Annotated in this window: 22 protein-coding genes; 4 read left to right on the top strand and 18 right to left on the bottom strand. The window is 31.6% G+C overall.

Annotated elements, in window-relative coordinates:
- Nucleotides 1-30 precede the first annotated feature (30 nt).
- The 9 genes from FOF46_RS31740 to FOF46_RS23425 all read right to left on the bottom strand — a co-directional run bounded on the left by FOF46_RS31740 (nt 31) and on the right by FOF46_RS23425 (nt 5,822).
- The gene (locus tag FOF46_RS31740) at nt 31-204 is read right to left on the bottom strand and encodes a hypothetical protein (protein ID WP_167571926.1); all 174 of its coding nucleotides are present in this window, start codon (nt 202-204) and stop codon (nt 31-33) included.
- 61 nt (nt 205-265) lie between these two features.
- Nucleotides 266-874 carry a hypothetical protein gene (locus FOF46_RS23465; protein ID WP_143918151.1) on the bottom strand — a complete coding sequence of 203 codons (609 nt, stop codon included), beginning with the start codon at nt 872-874 and terminating at the stop codon, nt 266-268.
- Between the two features lies 1 nt (nt 875).
- Nucleotides 876-1,307, bottom strand: coding sequence for a hypothetical protein (locus FOF46_RS23460; protein WP_143918150.1), 432 nt, complete (start codon nt 1,305-1,307; stop codon nt 876-878).
- An 11-nt stretch (nt 1,308-1,318) separates the two neighbouring features.
- The gene (locus FOF46_RS23455) at nt 1,319-1,687 is read right to left on the bottom strand and encodes a hypothetical protein (RefSeq protein WP_208746814.1); all 369 of its coding nucleotides are present in this window, start codon (nt 1,685-1,687) and stop codon (nt 1,319-1,321) included.
- Entirely contained in the window at nt 1,656-1,970 is a 315-nt protein-coding gene (locus FOF46_RS23450) for a hypothetical protein (RefSeq protein ID WP_143918148.1), read from the bottom strand. Before FOF46_RS23450 ends, FOF46_RS23455 begins: the two co-directional genes overlap by 32 nt.
- Nucleotides 1,948-4,593, bottom strand: coding sequence for a hypothetical protein (locus tag FOF46_RS23445; protein ID WP_143918147.1), 2,646 nt, complete (start codon nt 4,591-4,593; stop codon nt 1,948-1,950). Before FOF46_RS23445 ends, FOF46_RS23450 begins: the two co-directional genes overlap by 23 nt.
- Nucleotides 4,594-5,136: 543 nt before the next feature.
- Nucleotides 5,137-5,352 (bottom strand): hypothetical protein, encoded by a 216-nt coding sequence (locus FOF46_RS23435; RefSeq protein ID WP_143918145.1) that lies wholly within the window; start codon nt 5,350-5,352, stop codon nt 5,137-5,139.
- A gap of 1 nt (nt 5,353) precedes the next feature.
- On the bottom strand, nt 5,354-5,641 hold the full coding sequence (locus tag FOF46_RS23430) for a hypothetical protein (RefSeq protein ID WP_143918144.1): 288 nt from the start codon (nt 5,639-5,641) through the stop codon (nt 5,354-5,356).
- The gene (locus tag FOF46_RS23425) at nt 5,625-5,822 is read right to left on the bottom strand and encodes a hypothetical protein (protein WP_143918143.1); all 198 of its coding nucleotides are present in this window, start codon (nt 5,820-5,822) and stop codon (nt 5,625-5,627) included. The genes FOF46_RS23430 and FOF46_RS23425 overlap by 17 nt, the downstream gene beginning before the upstream one ends.
- Before the next feature lie 92 nt (nt 5,823-5,914).
- On the opposite strand from FOF46_RS23425, the gene FOF46_RS23420 reads away from it, so the two are divergent.
- Entirely contained in the window at nt 5,915-6,436 is a 522-nt protein-coding gene (locus FOF46_RS23420; RefSeq protein ID WP_143918142.1) for a hypothetical protein, read from the top strand.
- 84 nt (nt 6,437-6,520) lie between these two features.
- Here FOF46_RS23420 and FOF46_RS23415 read toward each other — a convergent pair whose 3' ends face one another.
- The 3 genes from FOF46_RS23415 to FOF46_RS23400 all read right to left on the bottom strand — a co-directional run bounded on the left by FOF46_RS23415 (nt 6,521) and on the right by FOF46_RS23400 (nt 7,660).
- Nucleotides 6,521-6,733, bottom strand: coding sequence for a hypothetical protein (locus FOF46_RS23415; RefSeq protein WP_143918141.1), 213 nt, complete (start codon nt 6,731-6,733; stop codon nt 6,521-6,523).
- A gap of 356 nt (nt 6,734-7,089) precedes the next feature.
- Nucleotides 7,090-7,416, bottom strand: coding sequence for a hypothetical protein (locus tag FOF46_RS23405; RefSeq protein WP_143918139.1), 327 nt, complete (start codon nt 7,414-7,416; stop codon nt 7,090-7,092).
- A gap of 1 nt (nt 7,417) precedes the next feature.
- A complete protein-coding gene (locus tag FOF46_RS23400; protein ID WP_143918138.1) occupies nt 7,418-7,660 on the bottom strand; it encodes a hypothetical protein in 243 nt (80 codons plus the stop codon).
- Between the two features lie 119 nt (nt 7,661-7,779).
- On the opposite strand from FOF46_RS23400, the gene FOF46_RS23395 reads away from it, so the two are divergent.
- Complete coding sequence (locus FOF46_RS23395) at nt 7,780-8,181, top strand: hypothetical protein (RefSeq protein WP_143918137.1); 402 nt, start codon at nt 7,780-7,782, stop codon at nt 8,179-8,181.
- Here FOF46_RS23395 and FOF46_RS23390 read toward each other — a convergent pair.
- Together FOF46_RS23390 and FOF46_RS23385 are read right to left on the bottom strand one after the other, a co-directional pair.
- Nucleotides 8,174-8,422, bottom strand: a complete 249-nt coding sequence (locus FOF46_RS23390; RefSeq protein WP_143918136.1) for a hypothetical protein — start codon at nt 8,420-8,422, stop codon at nt 8,174-8,176. The genes FOF46_RS23395 and FOF46_RS23390 overlap by 8 nt on opposite strands.
- The gene (locus tag FOF46_RS23385) at nt 8,415-9,038 is read right to left on the bottom strand and encodes a hypothetical protein (protein WP_143918135.1); all 624 of its coding nucleotides are present in this window, start codon (nt 9,036-9,038) and stop codon (nt 8,415-8,417) included. The genes FOF46_RS23390 and FOF46_RS23385 overlap by 8 nt, the downstream gene beginning before the upstream one ends.
- A gap of 501 nt (nt 9,039-9,539) precedes the next feature.
- Here FOF46_RS23385 and FOF46_RS23380 point away from each other — a divergent pair.
- Nucleotides 9,540-9,992 carry a hypothetical protein gene (locus FOF46_RS23380; protein ID WP_143918134.1) on the top strand — a complete coding sequence of 151 codons (453 nt, stop codon included), beginning with the start codon at nt 9,540-9,542 and terminating at the stop codon, nt 9,990-9,992.
- Nucleotides 9,993-10,012: 20 nt separating this feature from the next.
- Here FOF46_RS23380 and FOF46_RS23375 read toward each other — a convergent pair whose 3' ends face one another.
- Nucleotides 10,013-10,633: a hypothetical protein gene (locus FOF46_RS23375; protein WP_143918133.1), complete on the bottom strand. Its 621-nt coding sequence runs from the start codon at nt 10,631-10,633 to the stop codon at nt 10,013-10,015.
- A 275-nt stretch (nt 10,634-10,908) separates the two neighbouring features.
- Here FOF46_RS23375 and FOF46_RS23370 point away from each other — a divergent pair, with 275 nt between their 5' ends.
- Entirely contained in the window at nt 10,909-12,093 is a 1,185-nt protein-coding gene (locus FOF46_RS23370) for a tyrosine-type recombinase/integrase (protein ID WP_143918132.1), read from the top strand.
- Between the two features lie 21 nt (nt 12,094-12,114).
- Here the strand turns inward: FOF46_RS23370 and FOF46_RS23365 are convergent, their stop codons facing one another.
- The 3 genes from FOF46_RS23365 to FOF46_RS32690 all read right to left on the bottom strand — a co-directional run bounded on the left by FOF46_RS23365 (nt 12,115) and on the right by FOF46_RS32690 (nt 15,586).
- A complete protein-coding gene (locus tag FOF46_RS23365; protein ID WP_167571925.1) occupies nt 12,115-13,017 on the bottom strand; it encodes a hypothetical protein in 903 nt (300 codons plus the stop codon).
- A gap of 1,063 nt (nt 13,018-14,080) precedes the next feature.
- Nucleotides 14,081-14,536: a hypothetical protein gene (locus FOF46_RS23355; protein WP_143918129.1), complete on the bottom strand. Its 456-nt coding sequence runs from the start codon at nt 14,534-14,536 to the stop codon at nt 14,081-14,083.
- 726 nt (nt 14,537-15,262) lie between these two features.
- Nucleotides 15,263-15,586, bottom strand: a complete 324-nt coding sequence (locus tag FOF46_RS32690) for a BACON domain-containing protein (protein ID WP_478209725.1) — start codon at nt 15,584-15,586, stop codon at nt 15,263-15,265.
- Nucleotides 15,587-15,708 lie beyond the last annotated feature (122 nt).

Below are 15,708 nucleotides of genomic sequence, written 5' to 3'. Positions count from 1 at the left end.
AAGTAACCTTTTCAGCTTCCGGTTGTACTATTAATTATTTTTTCTGTTAATAATTTGAACACAGCTAGGAACGATATTAAGCGTCCACAGAACATTTACATTATCAAAAGCAATTGCTAAGAGTCCTATAATTCCAATCCCCGTTATTAATACAAATGCTGTTGTAATAGTTTTGTCTTTCTCGATGTAGTTTTCTTTTTTCATTACTTAGGTTTTAAGGGTTAATATTTTATTCTGGTATTGGTTCTTTAAATTCTACTTTGATTTAATGTGCTGTTAACTCCAAAATTTTATGATTGCAGTTCTTTCTTCTGGAAAAAGTATCGTGCTGTTTTTGGCATTTAGGACATTTTAGTTCTGCTTTATACCTTTCTAAGTCTTGTTTAGTCTGATTTAAGTCTAACACAGACTTTTTTAGACTTTCTCTAGCCTTATTTAGTCTTTCATCTGCCAACGGATGACTTTCATTGAATTTATGTTCCTGATATTTCTTTACAAACAGTTTAGAATACACATATTCTACTGTCGCTAGAAACGCGGACAGAAACCCTCGCTTTACATATTCTGACCAATGCAGAACATCCACACTAATTACCTTAAAAACAAACAATAACATTACTCCTGAACAGATAGCAAATACAATTGGGAAAGCATCAGTTTCAAATAACTTTGCATTTACACTTACAGACAACAACGTCAAGGACACTGCAACAGCTAAAAGTATTGATGCAGCTAATTTTAATTCTAGTACAGGTATCTCAAAAACTGTATAAAACAATGCTGATAATTTTATTGAAAATGCAAGAATCAAAAGCAGCATTGGTATGGTAACAGCATATATGGAATTAAGAAAATTCTCTACTGGTGTTTTCATCTTACAAGCAAATTTTATCAGTTATAAAAAGTGTACTTCCTTCAACTCGTTCGATTGAGCATTGAATAAAAGAACATCCTTTATAGGTTTGAGGATCCAAAGATTTGATAAACCCATAATCAACATCCAAGGTTATCACTATTTTGGGTGTATCAATTTCAAAAGGCCATCCTCCCAACCTTTTTACAACTATTGTAGGTTTAAAAAGTAGAGAACTGATGCTCTTAAAGTTATCCTTAGAAACATCATCTACATAAATCACATCGTTTGTACTATCAAGACCATCAAAGTAAAATGGATCATACTCACGTCTACCATTTATATAAAATGGATTGTTATATAGCATCATAAAGTTATTGGCTAAAAAAGATTTACCCGTTCCTTTTTGATCTGGTTTGGTTTTTCCAAAAATAATTGTGGGTCTAGGTCTCATAGTATAATGGTTTAATAATTCGAATAGTTAACTTCTAATTTGTTTGAACACAAATCGTATAAGGATTTACTAATTCTTATGCGTTTGCTATTTTTATAAATCAATACAAAACGAATTACACCTTCATAATTCACTACCTTTTGAACAGCTTGTGGAATGGATCGCTTTATAAGGTCATATACATATTTTTCCTTACAAGAAAGAGTAAACTCAAAAAGAGAAACCTCTAATCTAAATCGTTCTTCTGCTGTCAGCCTCTTCTTAATTGGATTTATAATATGTTTTAATGTTATAACATTGGAATACTTGGCAGGAACCGTTTTGACATGGTTTCCATTGTGATAAATCTTACATCCTTTTAAGGTTTTTATCTTTTTCAATCGCATTTCTATCTCTATTTCGCTGTTCTACAATTTCCTTTTGGTATAAATGCTCAACAGTTTTCACATAGGCATCTTCAGTTTCTTCTTTGTACACTTTTTTGTCAAACGAATGTTTATTTCCCCATACTCCTGGTACAATCAACCTATCGAAGGAAATAACAAACTGAGGGTCACGTGGCCTGCCACCTACATGCTCAATAAACACACGAATTCCGTGTTTTAATAGCTTACTGGTCAGGCGTTGTACTTCTATAGTATTAGTACGGAGTATCACCTTCATAATCTGGATGATTAGGTTCTTCAAAATCTTTTGGATTTATTGGCTCCAGTCTTGTCTTGATATAAAAACATTCGTGAGTTTTGCCATCAATCTTTTTTATTATTCGACCATCGCTACTTCTTGGGATATGTTCCTCGATCGGATCAAATATGTATTCTTTAAACTCGCAAAAAGCTTCTACAGAATCTCTAAATGATTTAGGACCCTTCTTGCCACCATGATCTTTATAGGCTACATAAGCTATGTTTCTGCTTATAACTGCATCTAACAAACCATTTTCCGGACTAAAATATACTTCAGCCCATTCCCTAAACAGATCTCCCATTATGGCCATGGAGTTTCGTTTCATTACATTATTCATTGGTGGATCTATTTTTCTATTAGTAGATAAAAAGAAGGATACACACTGAGCCATAAATGCATAAAAATCCATATAATCCTGCTCTGTGAAATCTATAAACATTTGCATACCACCAAAATCGTGAGCAATAGTTCTTGTTTGTTTATATTCATTATTTTTTTTCAAATGATAGTAATCGCTATGTACTGTAAGTACAAGCCTTCTTTTTGTAGACGGGTGGTTATAATCCCTTGGTGTAAAATTAGAAGTTGCACTCATCTTTGGGGATTCAGGGAAAGTCAATGTGAATGCATTTACTCCTTTGTTATTAACTCTCATAGGACCGGATACATCCGTATAGATACGACCATAATCATATCCAGGTAAAACATCATCGATGAAAATATTATCAGTATCCTTAGTAACACCCCCATATATAAATTCTGATTCTACAACCTCCTTTTTTCTTCCTGGTATTGTAAAAGAGTTTAACATAATTTGGTTTACACTCTCATACATAAAGGTCTTACCTGATCCTCCATGACTCTCCCCTATATCTGATAACTTATTATCAATACCTAAAGCTAGCCAAGCCCGGCTTTTGTCTTTATACTTATGTAGCATATAGCCAAGGGTAAAAATCTTATTAATCAAGTGAAGTTTTTGCTCGTGGATTTCATCCTCATTAAGATTTGGGGCTGAAATATCGAATTGATGTTTTTTGAAATAATCCTTTTCTAATTCTGGGTTTTTCCCTTTAAAACTATCTTCTAAATCTTTACGCCAATGAATACGACTAACGTTAATTAAGTAGTTTAAAAATTTACTGTCCTTTTTTAAAATTTGGATATCGTGATTATCCCCTTCTTCTCCTTTGTCTAGTTCAATTTTAAACTGTGGAGAATTAAAAGCTTCTTCAAATTTTCTTTGTGACAGCTCCTTTGGGAAATCAATTACTTTCTCCTCCCATACCATTTTGTCTATTGTACCCTTCTTATGAATTTTAACAGTATCTGCTGTTATTTCAGCAACATACTTAGTAAAAAACCAATACTGTGTATTCCTGTCACAATCAACAAAATCAATATCCATATAAGGAAGCTTAGACAAATAACTCTCATTTAGATATGGTGTTTTTTTAACCATATTCCTTAAGGGTATATTCATCTGCCGATCTTCCAAAAAAGAGTTGACATAATATTGAATCTTGTTAGGGGTGACCTTTTTTACAACATTACCATCTATATGGATATACCTGTATTCATCCTTTTCATTAGGAGTCTCCAGTCTATAAAATCCCTGGTGTTTTAAGAAATGTTCTCCATGAACTATATTATAAGAATACTCTGTGCCTTTATAATTCCCTTTAGCGTCATATTTAGGTACTTCATCCCAAAACTTCATGGGTAGGGCATTCTCTACTAACTTTTTAAGAATCGTTTTAAAAGAACCTGGTCTTTCTGAATTAAATTTAAGGTCAATGAAATCTTTAAAGTCTTTTTTTGGATTACCCCTCCAGTCCCTTGATTTTAATAAATACTGAGGTAGCCAAATCGTTTTGATATCCAGATATTGCAGACCCAAATTAACGGCTTGTTTAACCCCTGTGAAATCAATATCTGGTAAATTACATAGATCCTCTGTTAATCCCTTTAATGTCTTATATTGTTGCTTGGTGAGGATTGCAGTCTCAGAATTCTTCCAAACAACGTAATAACCAAATGAAGCCATATTTAAAGCATCACGCTCTCCACTACATAAAACCACCTGATCTAATTTAATATTAGATTTCCTTGTAGTATCATCGATATCTTTCTTCGCTTCCTCATTTAAAAGTGATGTATGACCTGCTTTAGCATCTGATAATCCAAACAGAAAGTTTTCAGGACGACCTCCTGCATATCTAAACCTATAGGATTTATCTGCGGATTTTGGCTGATATATCTTTTGCCAATCCCCAAAATCAAATACAAAAATTGGATAGTCATCTGTTGCATAAGTCTCAACAACTTCTTCTTTTTTCACATAAGCGAAATATTCAACAGATTTTAGATTGAAGCGTTCTGCAACTTCATTGGTCATTAATGGACCTATTATTTTTAAAGCTGAATCTGAAATTTTCTTTTTGTACTTAAAATAATACTCGCCCTCTTTTTCCTTGGCTTTTAAAGGGCGCTTTTTAAATGTAGGTTTTGCAGTATGTTTAGTCCCCTGATATTGTACATGATATAATTTAGCAAGTTTTTTACAGGCTTCCCCATAAGAAAGATTGTCTTCAAACATGCAAACACNTCATTGGTCATTAATGGACCTATTATTTTTAAAGCTGAATCTGAAATTTTCTTTTTGTACTTAAAATAATACTCGCCCTCTTTTTCCTTGGCTTTTAAAGGGCGCTTTTTAAATGTAGGTTTTGCAGTATGTTTAGTCCCCTGATATTGTACATGATATAATTTAGCAAGTTTTTTACAGGCTTCCCCATAAGAAAGATTGTCCTCAAACATGCAAACACCAATAGCATTTTTAGGCTTATCCCATTCTCCCCAGTCACAAACTAACCAAACATTGTTGTCTCCCTTTTTTAAGGTGGTTGAAGCTGTTTTTTCGTTCGCGCGTCTTTTGAATTTTTTGTGTTTACCAGAAGAAGCTTCCTTCGCATCAGAATAATAATCTAAGATAATATTCAGACCACCATTGGTTTGCTCCAGTATTGCTTCAGCAAATGCATATTTATTGCTCATTATAATTAGTTTTTAGATAATAGAAATCTTGCCCAACAGAATTAGGTAGTGCTAAATGACAGTATGTGTAAGGTTTAAAAAAGGACTAGGTTACACCGTCCAGAGCGTTATAAAAATCAATAGATTTTAAGATGACAGAAACTCCCGAGATGACTATAAATAAGAAAATCGCTGTTTTAATCCTCATAGATCCTGTAATACATAATGAATCTATTACTGGATCCAGAATTACTTTAAAGAAAATGCAGTAACATAAAAGATCAATCAATTGAAATGCTATTTTTATACCTACTGTTTCCATCTTAAAATATCTTTTTTTCTTTTGTGTAATCAGGCTTAAGTGGGGTTTCCGTTACGGTAAGTTTTTCAAAAATAGTCCCAGTACCATCAAATATAAAAACCACTTTTCTTAAAAGCCCATCTACAATATCCTCATTTGGATCATACACCTCGATGAATTGTTTAGAATCGTATATTAAAGTGCCTTTCTCAACTTTATATCCTGCTTTACTAAGCATTATCTCCTGTCTTTCGATAGGCTTATAAACTTTAATCAAAGGATCTATATCTTCGTTAAATTGGTCTTTCATAATTTTCATTTAAAATTTTGTGCAATTCTCCTACTGTTAGTTTGTGTTGTTTCTTCTCCTGCTTTATCTCCGTTACTCTATTCAATAATTCAATAGCCTGTGTAAGTTCCTTTTCTAAAGCTTCAGTACCTTCTTGAAAAATAAGAGGCCTATGAACTAATAACTGGTACCTCCTCTGCAACCTCTGTATTTTTAGCTCTAGTTGTAGCATAATATTTATGAATTTTTTTTGCCATATGTTTTAGTATTTTTATATGCTTAAAACAATATAAAATGACCAACGAACAAATTGAAAAAACCTTAGAATACGCTTCTAAATATCCTTCAATACTTCTTGCCGATTTTCTAACACGAGAATTCAATTTTGACAGTAATGAAAGGTATAAAGCAAAAGATCTATTAATCTCAAAAGAACTGTTTGTACAGTCTGGTAAATCAAAACACAAACTTTCTGATAAATCTTTAGATATACTATCTGAATATGGTTCATGGATTAAATACCAGGAATATATATCATCAGAACAAGCAAAAAACCAAAAACGGGAAATGCTTAAAGATGAAAATCTCGAGTATGATAACAAGCTAAAAAAGTTTGAAGCTAAATGGAAAATAAAAATATACATCATAATTACCATAACTACTTTTGTGAATGTTTTAATATCAATTCTGATTCATGTTTCGTCTTTTGATACTTATGCAGAAAAAAAGCAAAAACCCCTTGCAAAAGAGAAAGAACAATTACCCAAACAAGAACTCGATTCAATGTCCTATCCATCGAATCAAAAAAATCATTAAGCATTTCGTCTTTTCCTTTAGGAATTACACTTTTTTCTTGGTGACTTTTCTTTCGTTTCATCTTAATGTTATTTTGATTAGTGTTTAAGTGACTGGTAGCGCCTCTGCAACTTCTGTATTTTTAGCTCCAGTTGTAATTGCATGGTTATACTGTTTTTGAAGCGTTCTAATTTTTAAAGCCATTTGTGGCGCAAGATCCTGCACATCTCTTTCTGTAAAATGATAAGAAGTACATAACTGGTCAAGTTGGGCTTTTGCCCTGTTTAATTGCGATTGTAAATCTTCTATTGTTTCCATAATTAGAATTTTACGTTTTTATGATATTGTTCTTTTTGATAGACCAAAATCATAAGGCCTATTAGTATTAATGTCATTANAGTTGTAATTGCATGGTTATACTGTTTTTGAAGCGTTCTAATTTTTAAAGCCATTTGTGGCGCAAGATCCTGCACATCTCTTTCTGTAAAATGATAAGAAGTACATAACTGGTCAAGTTGGGCTTTTGCCCTGTTTAATTGCGATTGTAATGTTTCTACTTTTGCCATATTTAAAATTTTGCGTTTTTATAAAATTGATCTTTTTGAAAGGCCAAAATCATAAGACCTATTAGTATTAGTGTCATTATTGTAATTGCGAAAATCATATTTTGGGTTTTAAATGTTTATTTCTTTTTTTAAATAAGAAGTAAGAATTACTTTACGGCCTTTTTTGTCAAAGAACCAATCCTGGCCTTCTTTAAGCTTGCCCTTTTTAAGCCAATTATCAATGGTTTGTCTAGTTTTTACTTGCGGAAAAAACTTCCCATCCATCACCTCGCGAATTGATAAAAACTTCTTACGCAAGTATGCAGTTTGCTTTTTTGTAATCTCGGTTTGTAATTCTGCTCTTGGAGCAACAATTAGATCGTTTTCCCTAAAAAACTCTTCGATCTCACCCATTGTTACCTGTGCATCTCTGTCTAGTATTTTTTTCTTTTTCATACTACTCTTCATTTGATTTACAGTTAATAATTCTATCTGCTTTATCTATTGCCCACTCCTTAAACTCTTCTCCTGTTTGGATAACCGCATCTAATGCCTCTACATAAATATCTTTACCCTTTGGTTCGCCATTTACGATTCTATTAAAATAAGCGGGACTAACATCACAAATCTGTGATGGTCTGGTTTTAAATTCTCGTGGTAGTTCGTCATAAACCCGTTTTAAAGTATCCTGTATCTTCATTTGTACAACTTTGTATATATTTGCATTGTTTGTTCGTGATTACGAAACAAATATCGAATATTTTTCGAATTAATCAAAATATTTTCGAATTAATCGAATATTTTAACAACATTAGTTATATGGAAAACATAAATTTTCGAATAAATACAATAGTTAACGAATTAGGGTTAAGCAACCAAGAGTTTGGTAATGCCATTGGCGTAACGGAAGCAACTGTTAGAAATCTAAGAGGAAAAGCAAATGTTGGAGATATTTATATTGAAGTAATCTCCTTAAAATGGGGATATAATAAAACCTGGATCAAAGAAGGAATCGGAGAAAAGCTAAGAAAAAACAAACAAGAAGGTAAAATAAGCCTTCATAAATTATCTGAAGAGTGTTTAAGGCATTGGGAAAAATTAATTGAAGAACCGCTATTCAAAGAAAAAATTGAAAATATAGCAACAAAAAAAGCCTATGAAATGACACCAAGCATTGTAGAAAAATTTAGACAAGAATGGGAAAAAACAATTTCTAAATAGTTTTTAACTCAACTTCTTGTGCGAGCTGTGTTAAAATAATATTTTCAATATGTTTAGGGTTATACCCATTATTAAACAACTCAAACAATCTTGATCTAAATTTATTTTCTAACATAGACTTTTCCTGCCTTTCTTCTTTTGCAAAATCATCATAATCCTTTTCATAACCCTCTATGAACTCTTCAGGGAAAAAAGCTGCTTTTCTAAGTTTTTCAATTTTATCTGATTTTCTATCACTCATTTTCTATAGCCTTATCTGTTAATTCCAATCTTATCCTTCTAAAATCTGTACTTTTTTCAGGACGAATTAAATCCTTTTCCTCCGCATCTTTATACATAAAAACAATATAATTCCTAAGGGATGTGGTTAAGTTATGAATTCGCAATCTATCCATAGACTTGATAAAAGAAAATAAAAGTGAAATAAGTAACACAACTATAAAAACTATAATTGTAAAACCTAAAGCATATACATGAAGTAACACATCATCCAAACCTAATTTACTGGCGTTAAACACCCAATAAAGTTGTATGAAATATATATAGACAGGAGCGGTATAAGACAGCTTGTAAGGTCTCAGCAGACCACCAAGACATAAAATTAACGGAGATAAAGTTTGGGTAATAATCCAAATAAAAGTTTGAACATCTTGAAAAGCATAGGAATTAGTCAAACCAAAATTGGAAACCTTATCTGCGAATAATATAAACCCAGATAAGATTACCAAAAATGAAGCAAAAATCTTTACTCCTATATTTTCATTATTTCTCGTTTCATCCTTGACTACCTGGTCTCTGAATTTTGTCTGGATCAACATTAAAAATTTCCAATTCTTCCAAATCTGATGTTTCTTCATTTATATTAGAATTTTCACAACTAACAAATGATAATGTTAAAACTACTACAGAAAATAATGCTATTTTTTTCATCTTGATTAATTTTTAGGGTTCTTACAAAAATAAGCTCTAAAAACCGCAAAAAAATCAAGTTTTTAAATTAAATAGTCAATGATCATAATTCATAAGTAGCTTGATATCATATAGTGGTGGTTTGCAATATTTAATTTTAACAAAAATATAGATTAATTGCCTTTACTCGTCTGCGGAAAAACCACAAAATTTAATCGAAAATTTGTTACATTTTGCTACGGAAACCCGCAATATATTAAAGCTCTAAGATATTTAAATTCATAAGTAAACCCTAATATCTTAACTAGGTAGGACTATTCAAATTTAGTAATAAATTCATAACTAAGTGTTAAATACTTGTAAAAAAAAGTAAAAAAAATAATAACCTACCGACTAAAAATTTTCTATTAAAAAATTATCTTTACCCTACCAACAATAATTAATTTAACATGAAAATTACTCTTAGCCTATCAATTTTACTATTTTCAATTAGTATTTATTCGCAAAAATTACAATTAAATGAAAAAAACAATTTTTTTCAATTCTCAAAAGTAGTTAATCATACGGACGAAAAAATCGCTGAACAGTTTTACAATAGATTTCAAAAAATAAACCTAACAGAAATCACAGAATCCAAAAATAATATTTCGGGTATTGGTGTTACTAATCACCTTGTAATGGGTTTTGCCTTAGTTGAGATTTTTTATAAAGTAAAGATCGATTTTAAACCAAATAAATATCGCTTGGTTTTAACTAACTTCAAGCTAAAAGATAAAAACGGAACCACACCTCTAGAAGGTTCTGGGTCATTCAAAAGGGGGTGGATAAAAAAAATAAACAAAAAATTACCCGAGATTATACAAAATATCGAGAACATAAATTCAAAAGATGATGATTGGTAAATCGTCATAAATACATTTTTTTATCTATTTGCATATGTTAAGCATTTTATCTCTTTAGACACATCCTTGCGGTAAGAAGAATAAATACCAAACATATCTTCATGAATTGAGAATTTAATAAGCTTTTTATCATTTAAACTCTCTAGTAAATCATGATTTACATTTTCTATGCTAAAAGTATATCCAATAAAAGAATCTGGTTTAATTAAATTTTTGCTTTCAATCAGATCAACTTTGTTAGCTATGGCTATCATTATTTTTTCTACACCTTCGAAATAAAATCCAATCTCTACTTCGTGGTTAGAAATATCAGAATTCCTAAACCCTAAATAGTTATCGAATATGTTTGACTCGGTATGAAAATTTAAATTATAATCTTGTCCATCATATTCAATCTCATAAAAGACACTAACTACTCCTTGTTTGTTTTCACTATCAAAAATTTGTGTTGAGGATAGAAATTTAATTTTAGACTTCACAATTTCAGTTCCGGATATCAAACTATAATCACAGTCTGATATCTTCAATTCTTCTAATATTGGATCAATTTCTTCTTCTTGTTGTGCTGAACAAGAGCAGATAAATAAAACTGATAATATTAAGGTTAATTTAAGTAGAATTTTGATAAATTGCTTTTTCATTGTTTTAAGAGTTAGAATTCAAGTTTTGCAAGTATTTTGCAAGTATTCTCTGAAACAACCGATTAAAACACTGATAACAAAATCATTAAAAAAATTTACTTTTTAATGTTACGTTAAGATACTATAAATCTTTTACAGCATTCAAACAATTCAGAAAACACTAACAATACAAGGCTTCACTCGAAGAACGAATTATTAATATGTAGTTGTTTTCACAAATATAGTCAAAAACAAGCTATTTTTTACATAAATTTGCAAGTAAATTGCAAGTATTCATGAAAGCGACAATAAGGCTACATACATCTGATCGCAAGAAATCTAGAACTTACCCTATAATAGTTAATGTAAGCCATAAAGGTAAACGAAATAGAAAACAAATTGGAATTTCAATACCAGAAGATTGGGATGATAATAAAAAATTTCCATTACCAACTCATCCAGATTATGACAATTTATATGTCACAATATCCATGATCAAAGCTAAGTCACAAACTTCTAATTTCATGAATCTAAATGACGTCAAAGAAGCTATTACATTGCTAGTTAATGAAAATGACCAAAAAAAAATAAATTTCATTGACTTTTGTCAAAAGAAAATTGACCACTTAAATTCAATCAATAGAGATGGGACCGCTTATGTTTATCAAAGCGTACTAAATGACTTCAAGATATTTAAAGGATCATGTAATATAGATGAGATCAACACTTCATTAATAGAAAAATACAAAGAATACAGAAAATCCAACAAGTTTTCTAATTCTGGCATAAAAACGTACATAGGAATGTTAAAGACCATGTATAATTCATGCTGTCGTATTAATGCAATACCGAACTTAAGACCCTTTGAGGGAGTTGTAAAAGACCTTCCCCATTCACGTCGTAGAGCTAAGAATGTTTATTTAGATACTAAAACAATTTTAAAACTAGAAAAAATTGATACTAAGTTTAAAACTCATCAGAGAGCAATAGATTTAACCTTATTGCAATTCTATCTTGGAGGCCAATATTTAATTGACATATATTATTTACAAAAAAATCAAATAAATAAACAAAGAGCATTTTTTAAAAGGATTAAACTTGGAGATAAAGCAGAGGAATTCGACGTCAAAATTTTTAAAAAAGCTCAAGATATAATTGATAAGTATAAATCCGAAGATTCCGAATTTTTATTCCCGTGGAACAAGGATAAAAAAAGATATCGAGTATTTTATCAAAAGCACAGGGAAAATTTAAGGAGAGTTTTTGAAAAATACGAATTAGAAACCCTACCAAAAAATGATCCCATTTTAACAAGATCGCCACGACATACATTTGCAACAATCGGAAAATTCAAAGGAATCGACGTAGATATCATTAGAGAAATAATGGGACATGAGCGTAACGATATGGACACGGTTTACAAAGATAAGTTTCCCCAGAAAGTAAAAGACAAAGCTCATTGGGAAATAATAAAAACATAGGTTCTCATATCCTATTAGCCATTACCCTAGAGTCTCACTCTCAATACTAACCTCCCACCTGTTTTCCTTAACCCTTCGTTTACTGATTTTCTTAACGAGTTGCGTTTTGTTGTATTTATATCTTCCCAGTTCTGTGGTTAGATTTTCATAAATGTCACAACTAAATTTATCTTTTATCGTCTCTGAAGTAACACGAAATCTAAGCCAGTTCTTCCATAATCTTTCGTATACATTTTCGATAGAAAAATCAATTTCATTAATTGCACTCACAGTAACAGGCAAACCATTTTTTAAACCATCATATAATAAAATTCTAAAATCAGAACCTTCACGCCTACGGGCTGTAAATAAAGAATTCTTCTTTTCAATTTTCATTACATCTACCCCAGTATCAATGGTATTTACATTTTCGCTTTTGTATTCGGATATGTTACTAACCACTCCATCCTTAGTGATATATATAGTTTCTTTTGAATCCTTTAGTTCATAAGCTTTATTTTGGTTTGATTTCTTAATATATCTATCAGCCTCTAAATGGGATTCATCCCTAAAAGAAGTTTCCACAAATTTTTCTTCTACATAATCAATAGTAACCGTATCATGTTTAAAATCGATATCAAGGTTTAACCAATTTTTTAATTTGTTCAGGAAAGCAGAAAAGGTCATATCTGGTAAAACATCAGCAATACTAAAGGAATCCGGAAACACATTTAACCTACCATCATTAGCCCAAAATGTAAAATTATGATAAGGTGAAATATCTTCTATAGAATCAGTTACATTAAATCTAACCAAAGACATCTGTAATTCCAACAGGCCATAGTCCGTAATCTCTTCAATGTTAAGACTTATGAGTTTATCCAATCTCCCTATAGTGTTTGTGTATATAGTTTTTCCTTTCATTACAATCTTAAAGTTTTCCACCTTTATATGACTAGGAAAATTCAGATAAGCTTTTATAGTATAACTACCTACAGTGTTAATATTCAATGTCTTTTTATANACATCTGTAACTCTAACAAGCCATAGTCCGTAATCTCTTCAATATTAAGACTTATGAGTTTATCCAATCTCCCTATAGTGTTTGTGTATATAGTTTTTCCTTTCATTACAATCTTAAAGTTTTCCACCTTTATATGACTAGGAAAATTCAGATAAGCTTTTATAGTATAACTACCTATAGTGTTAATATTCAATGTCTTTTTATAGGTCGATACAACATTGTTACCCACTTGTGTGTTAAGGTTTGCTAGTTCAAATCTAAAACTGGGAGGTAACGGAGAAAACGTTTGTTCTAAAAACATCCCTGTATCCCAAATAAGCTTACTATTAATAGGATCACTAAAAAAATCACCTGCATAAGACAATCCAGCATGTTCAAATCCTACTTTTAATATTTCCTGAATATATGGATAAGGTGTGATCACATTCCTGTTATAGATAATCTCTTCGCCATCCTCAATGGTTTTGTTATTTCGTACATAATTGGTTCCATCAAAACTATTAAAGATCCCCTCGAATTTTTCATAATTGGTATTCTGATCGAATTCGGTATCAATAATCATAGGGAAATTATACCCAACCTCGGGAAACCCTTTATTAATTATACTTTTTGCATGGTTTTCTATATTATCAGTACTAATTACTGGCCAAGGCAAATCGGATAACTTTGTATCTAATATAGGTAAGGTTTGATTCCCATAGACAAAGGATCCGGACAACCTTTCCCCATCGTACTGATCTAACTCCAAAATAGCTACACTGAAATTACCATCTTGCTGTAAAAACCCCTCATACCGAGTCTTATAATCGGTTATATTATCTTCATCAATAAATCCAAGTTCTAATGCTAATTCATCGGAGATTTTTATAGAGAATGGTAAAGAATACCCACTGACAAAATAATTATAAAACAAAGAGCTCTCTTCTATAAAAGTGAGTTTATGACTTGTCAGGTCAAGCTGCCAATCATCAGTTATAAATGCTATCATCGAATTGTTTTTTCAAAGGTTAGTTTGAACGACTTTTTAAACCTTCGTGTCAAATAAGGATCGAAGGAACTGGTTTTAGTATTGACCTGGATAAACCTACCATCGATAAGTAACCATATGTTTCTAGAAATGAACATTGATTCTAAATACTGTACTTCCTCCTGACTATACACCCATCCTGTATCGATAGTGAATTCTCCAATCGTATCGATCTCCAAGATTTCCTTTATCAAACTATTTCGGTTTAACCGATATTCATCTGAGGTATAACTGTACTTATTCCTAGATCGTATTTGTCCAGTACATTCGAAGGTATCCCAACATCCCCATATATTTTCCCAAAAGACAATACAATGATCTATACCCGACGGTTTGATCTGGATATTGGTCTCTACACCAGAAACCGACATGGTAAATTCATCTCCAGTTGATAATCCTTCCAAATCTGACAAAGGAATTAACACCGAATACAGGTCGTTCCTTTCTAACTGAACCGAAATAGTTTTTTCAATGGCTCCACTAATTGTANAAAAACGAAAAAGAAAGGATTCCTTTTTTGGTTATATAGATTTTCTCTGGAAGATTCGTCAATTTGGCGTCTGGAGGAGTTATACCTTTGATAAATCTAATGTCTTTTAAGGGTACTCCCCTTAGTATTTCGTCACTGAATATCTTATTCTCTGTAATATCCAAGTCTGTAAATGAAGGTGTGTAGGGTATATAGGCTTTTGATATCAATTCTCCCAAGTCGTTTTTAGGTAGTTTGCCTATAATTTTTCGTATCTCTCCTCCAACGCGAGTCCTACTAATCCCTTTAAAAAAGGGGATGCCATATTTAAATCTATAGGACTGACTTTGGTTGGATGCTTTGACAATAACCGACAGCTGAGTTTTTTCTGCACTAGACACCAACCTAATTGTATTTTCATCATCTGTAAAATACAGTTTATCAGGATCAAAAAGGTCTTCTATAAATGGGGTGATGTCAACTTCTACCTTTACTTTCTTTGTAATACTACCCAGAACAAGCACTACTTCAGACACAAAAACTCCAATACCCAAAGCATTTACATTGTCATTTAATTCTACATCAAAACTGAGTGTGTTTTGATTTCCGGAGCTTCTACTAACATTCATCCAACTAGAAGTAGCTTCTATCGAAAAAGATCCTGATGCGTTTACAGAAACACTCCTTGGTGAAGATAAAAAACCATACCGCGTATGCTCCAAGCGTATTTCACTAGGGGTAGCAAACAAAAAATCCTCNCAACCACCAAACTTACGGGTATAGTAAAGGTAGTGAGTGAATCCTGAACCCGAACATTACCATTATAAGTACCAGGAACAAGCGCTTGAACATTAACACCTATAATCACATTTGTATTACCAGTACCGCTAACCCTTGAAATACTAATCCAAGGCTGATCCTTAGAAATAGTATAACTATCCTCAGAAGTAATACCAAGACCTTGCGCTGCTGGTAAAGTAGAATTCCCTATCATATGATAGAAATCAAGCTTATTCGGATTTACAGTAGTAGGCTTTCTCTTGGTATAGTTTACCTGTACAGTATAGGTATTGATTAAAATATTGGCATATATATACGGATCGGGAGGAATTCCAA

It is taken from the genome of Aquimarina algiphila (assembly GCF_007489275.1).
Classification (GTDB): Bacteria; Bacteroidota; Bacteroidia; order Flavobacteriales; family Flavobacteriaceae; genus Aquimarina; species Aquimarina algiphila.
This window is presented reverse-complemented; position numbering and strand designations above follow the sequence as displayed.

Excerpts from the sequence above, each read along its gene's own strand:
- FOF46_RS31740 (WP_167571926.1), bottom strand. The coding sequence starts at position 204 with ATGAAAAAAGAAAACTACATCGAGAAAGACAAAACTATTACAACAGCA.
- FOF46_RS23465 (WP_143918151.1), bottom strand. The coding sequence starts at position 874 with ATGAAAACACCAGTAGAGAATTTTCTTAATTCCATATATGCTGTTACC.
- FOF46_RS23460 (WP_143918150.1), bottom strand. The coding sequence starts at position 1,307 with ATGAGACCTAGACCCACAATTATTTTTGGAAAAACCAAACCAGATCAA.
- FOF46_RS23450 (WP_143918148.1), bottom strand. The coding sequence starts at position 1,970 with ATGAAGGTGATACTCCGTACTAATACTATAGAAGTACAACGCCTGACC.
- FOF46_RS23445 (WP_143918147.1), bottom strand. The coding sequence starts at position 4,593 with ATGTTTGAAGACAATCTTTCTTATGGGGAAGCCTGTAAAAAACTTGCT.
- FOF46_RS23435 (WP_143918145.1), bottom strand. The coding sequence starts at position 5,352 with ATGGAAACAGTAGGTATAAAAATAGCATTTCAATTGATTGATCTTTTA.
- FOF46_RS23430 (WP_143918144.1), bottom strand. The coding sequence starts at position 5,641 with ATGAAAGACCAATTTAACGAAGATATAGATCCTTTGATTAAAGTTTAT.
- FOF46_RS23420 (WP_143918142.1), top strand. The coding sequence starts at position 5,915 with ATGACCAACGAACAAATTGAAAAAACCTTAGAATACGCTTCTAAATAT.
- FOF46_RS23415 (WP_143918141.1), bottom strand. The coding sequence starts at position 6,733 with ATGGAAACAATAGAAGATTTACAATCGCAATTAAACAGGGCAAAAGCC.
- FOF46_RS23405 (WP_143918139.1), bottom strand. The coding sequence starts at position 7,416 with ATGAAAAAGAAAAAAATACTAGACAGAGATGCACAGGTAACAATGGGT.
- FOF46_RS23400 (WP_143918138.1), bottom strand. The coding sequence starts at position 7,660 with ATGAAGATACAGGATACTTTAAAACGGGTTTATGACGAACTACCACGA.
- FOF46_RS23395 (WP_143918137.1), top strand. The coding sequence starts at position 7,780 with ATGGAAAACATAAATTTTCGAATAAATACAATAGTTAACGAATTAGGG.
- FOF46_RS23390 (WP_143918136.1), bottom strand. The coding sequence starts at position 8,422 with ATGAGTGATAGAAAATCAGATAAAATTGAAAAACTTAGAAAAGCAGCT.
- FOF46_RS23385 (WP_143918135.1), bottom strand. The coding sequence starts at position 9,038 with ATGAAGAAACATCAGATTTGGAAGAATTGGAAATTTTTAATGTTGATC.
- FOF46_RS23380 (WP_143918134.1), top strand. The coding sequence starts at position 9,540 with ATGAAAATTACTCTTAGCCTATCAATTTTACTATTTTCAATTAGTATT.
- FOF46_RS23375 (WP_143918133.1), bottom strand. The coding sequence starts at position 10,633 with ATGAAAAAGCAATTTATCAAAATTCTACTTAAATTAACCTTAATATTA.
- FOF46_RS23370 (WP_143918132.1), top strand. The coding sequence starts at position 10,909 with ATGAAAGCGACAATAAGGCTACATACATCTGATCGCAAGAAATCTAGA.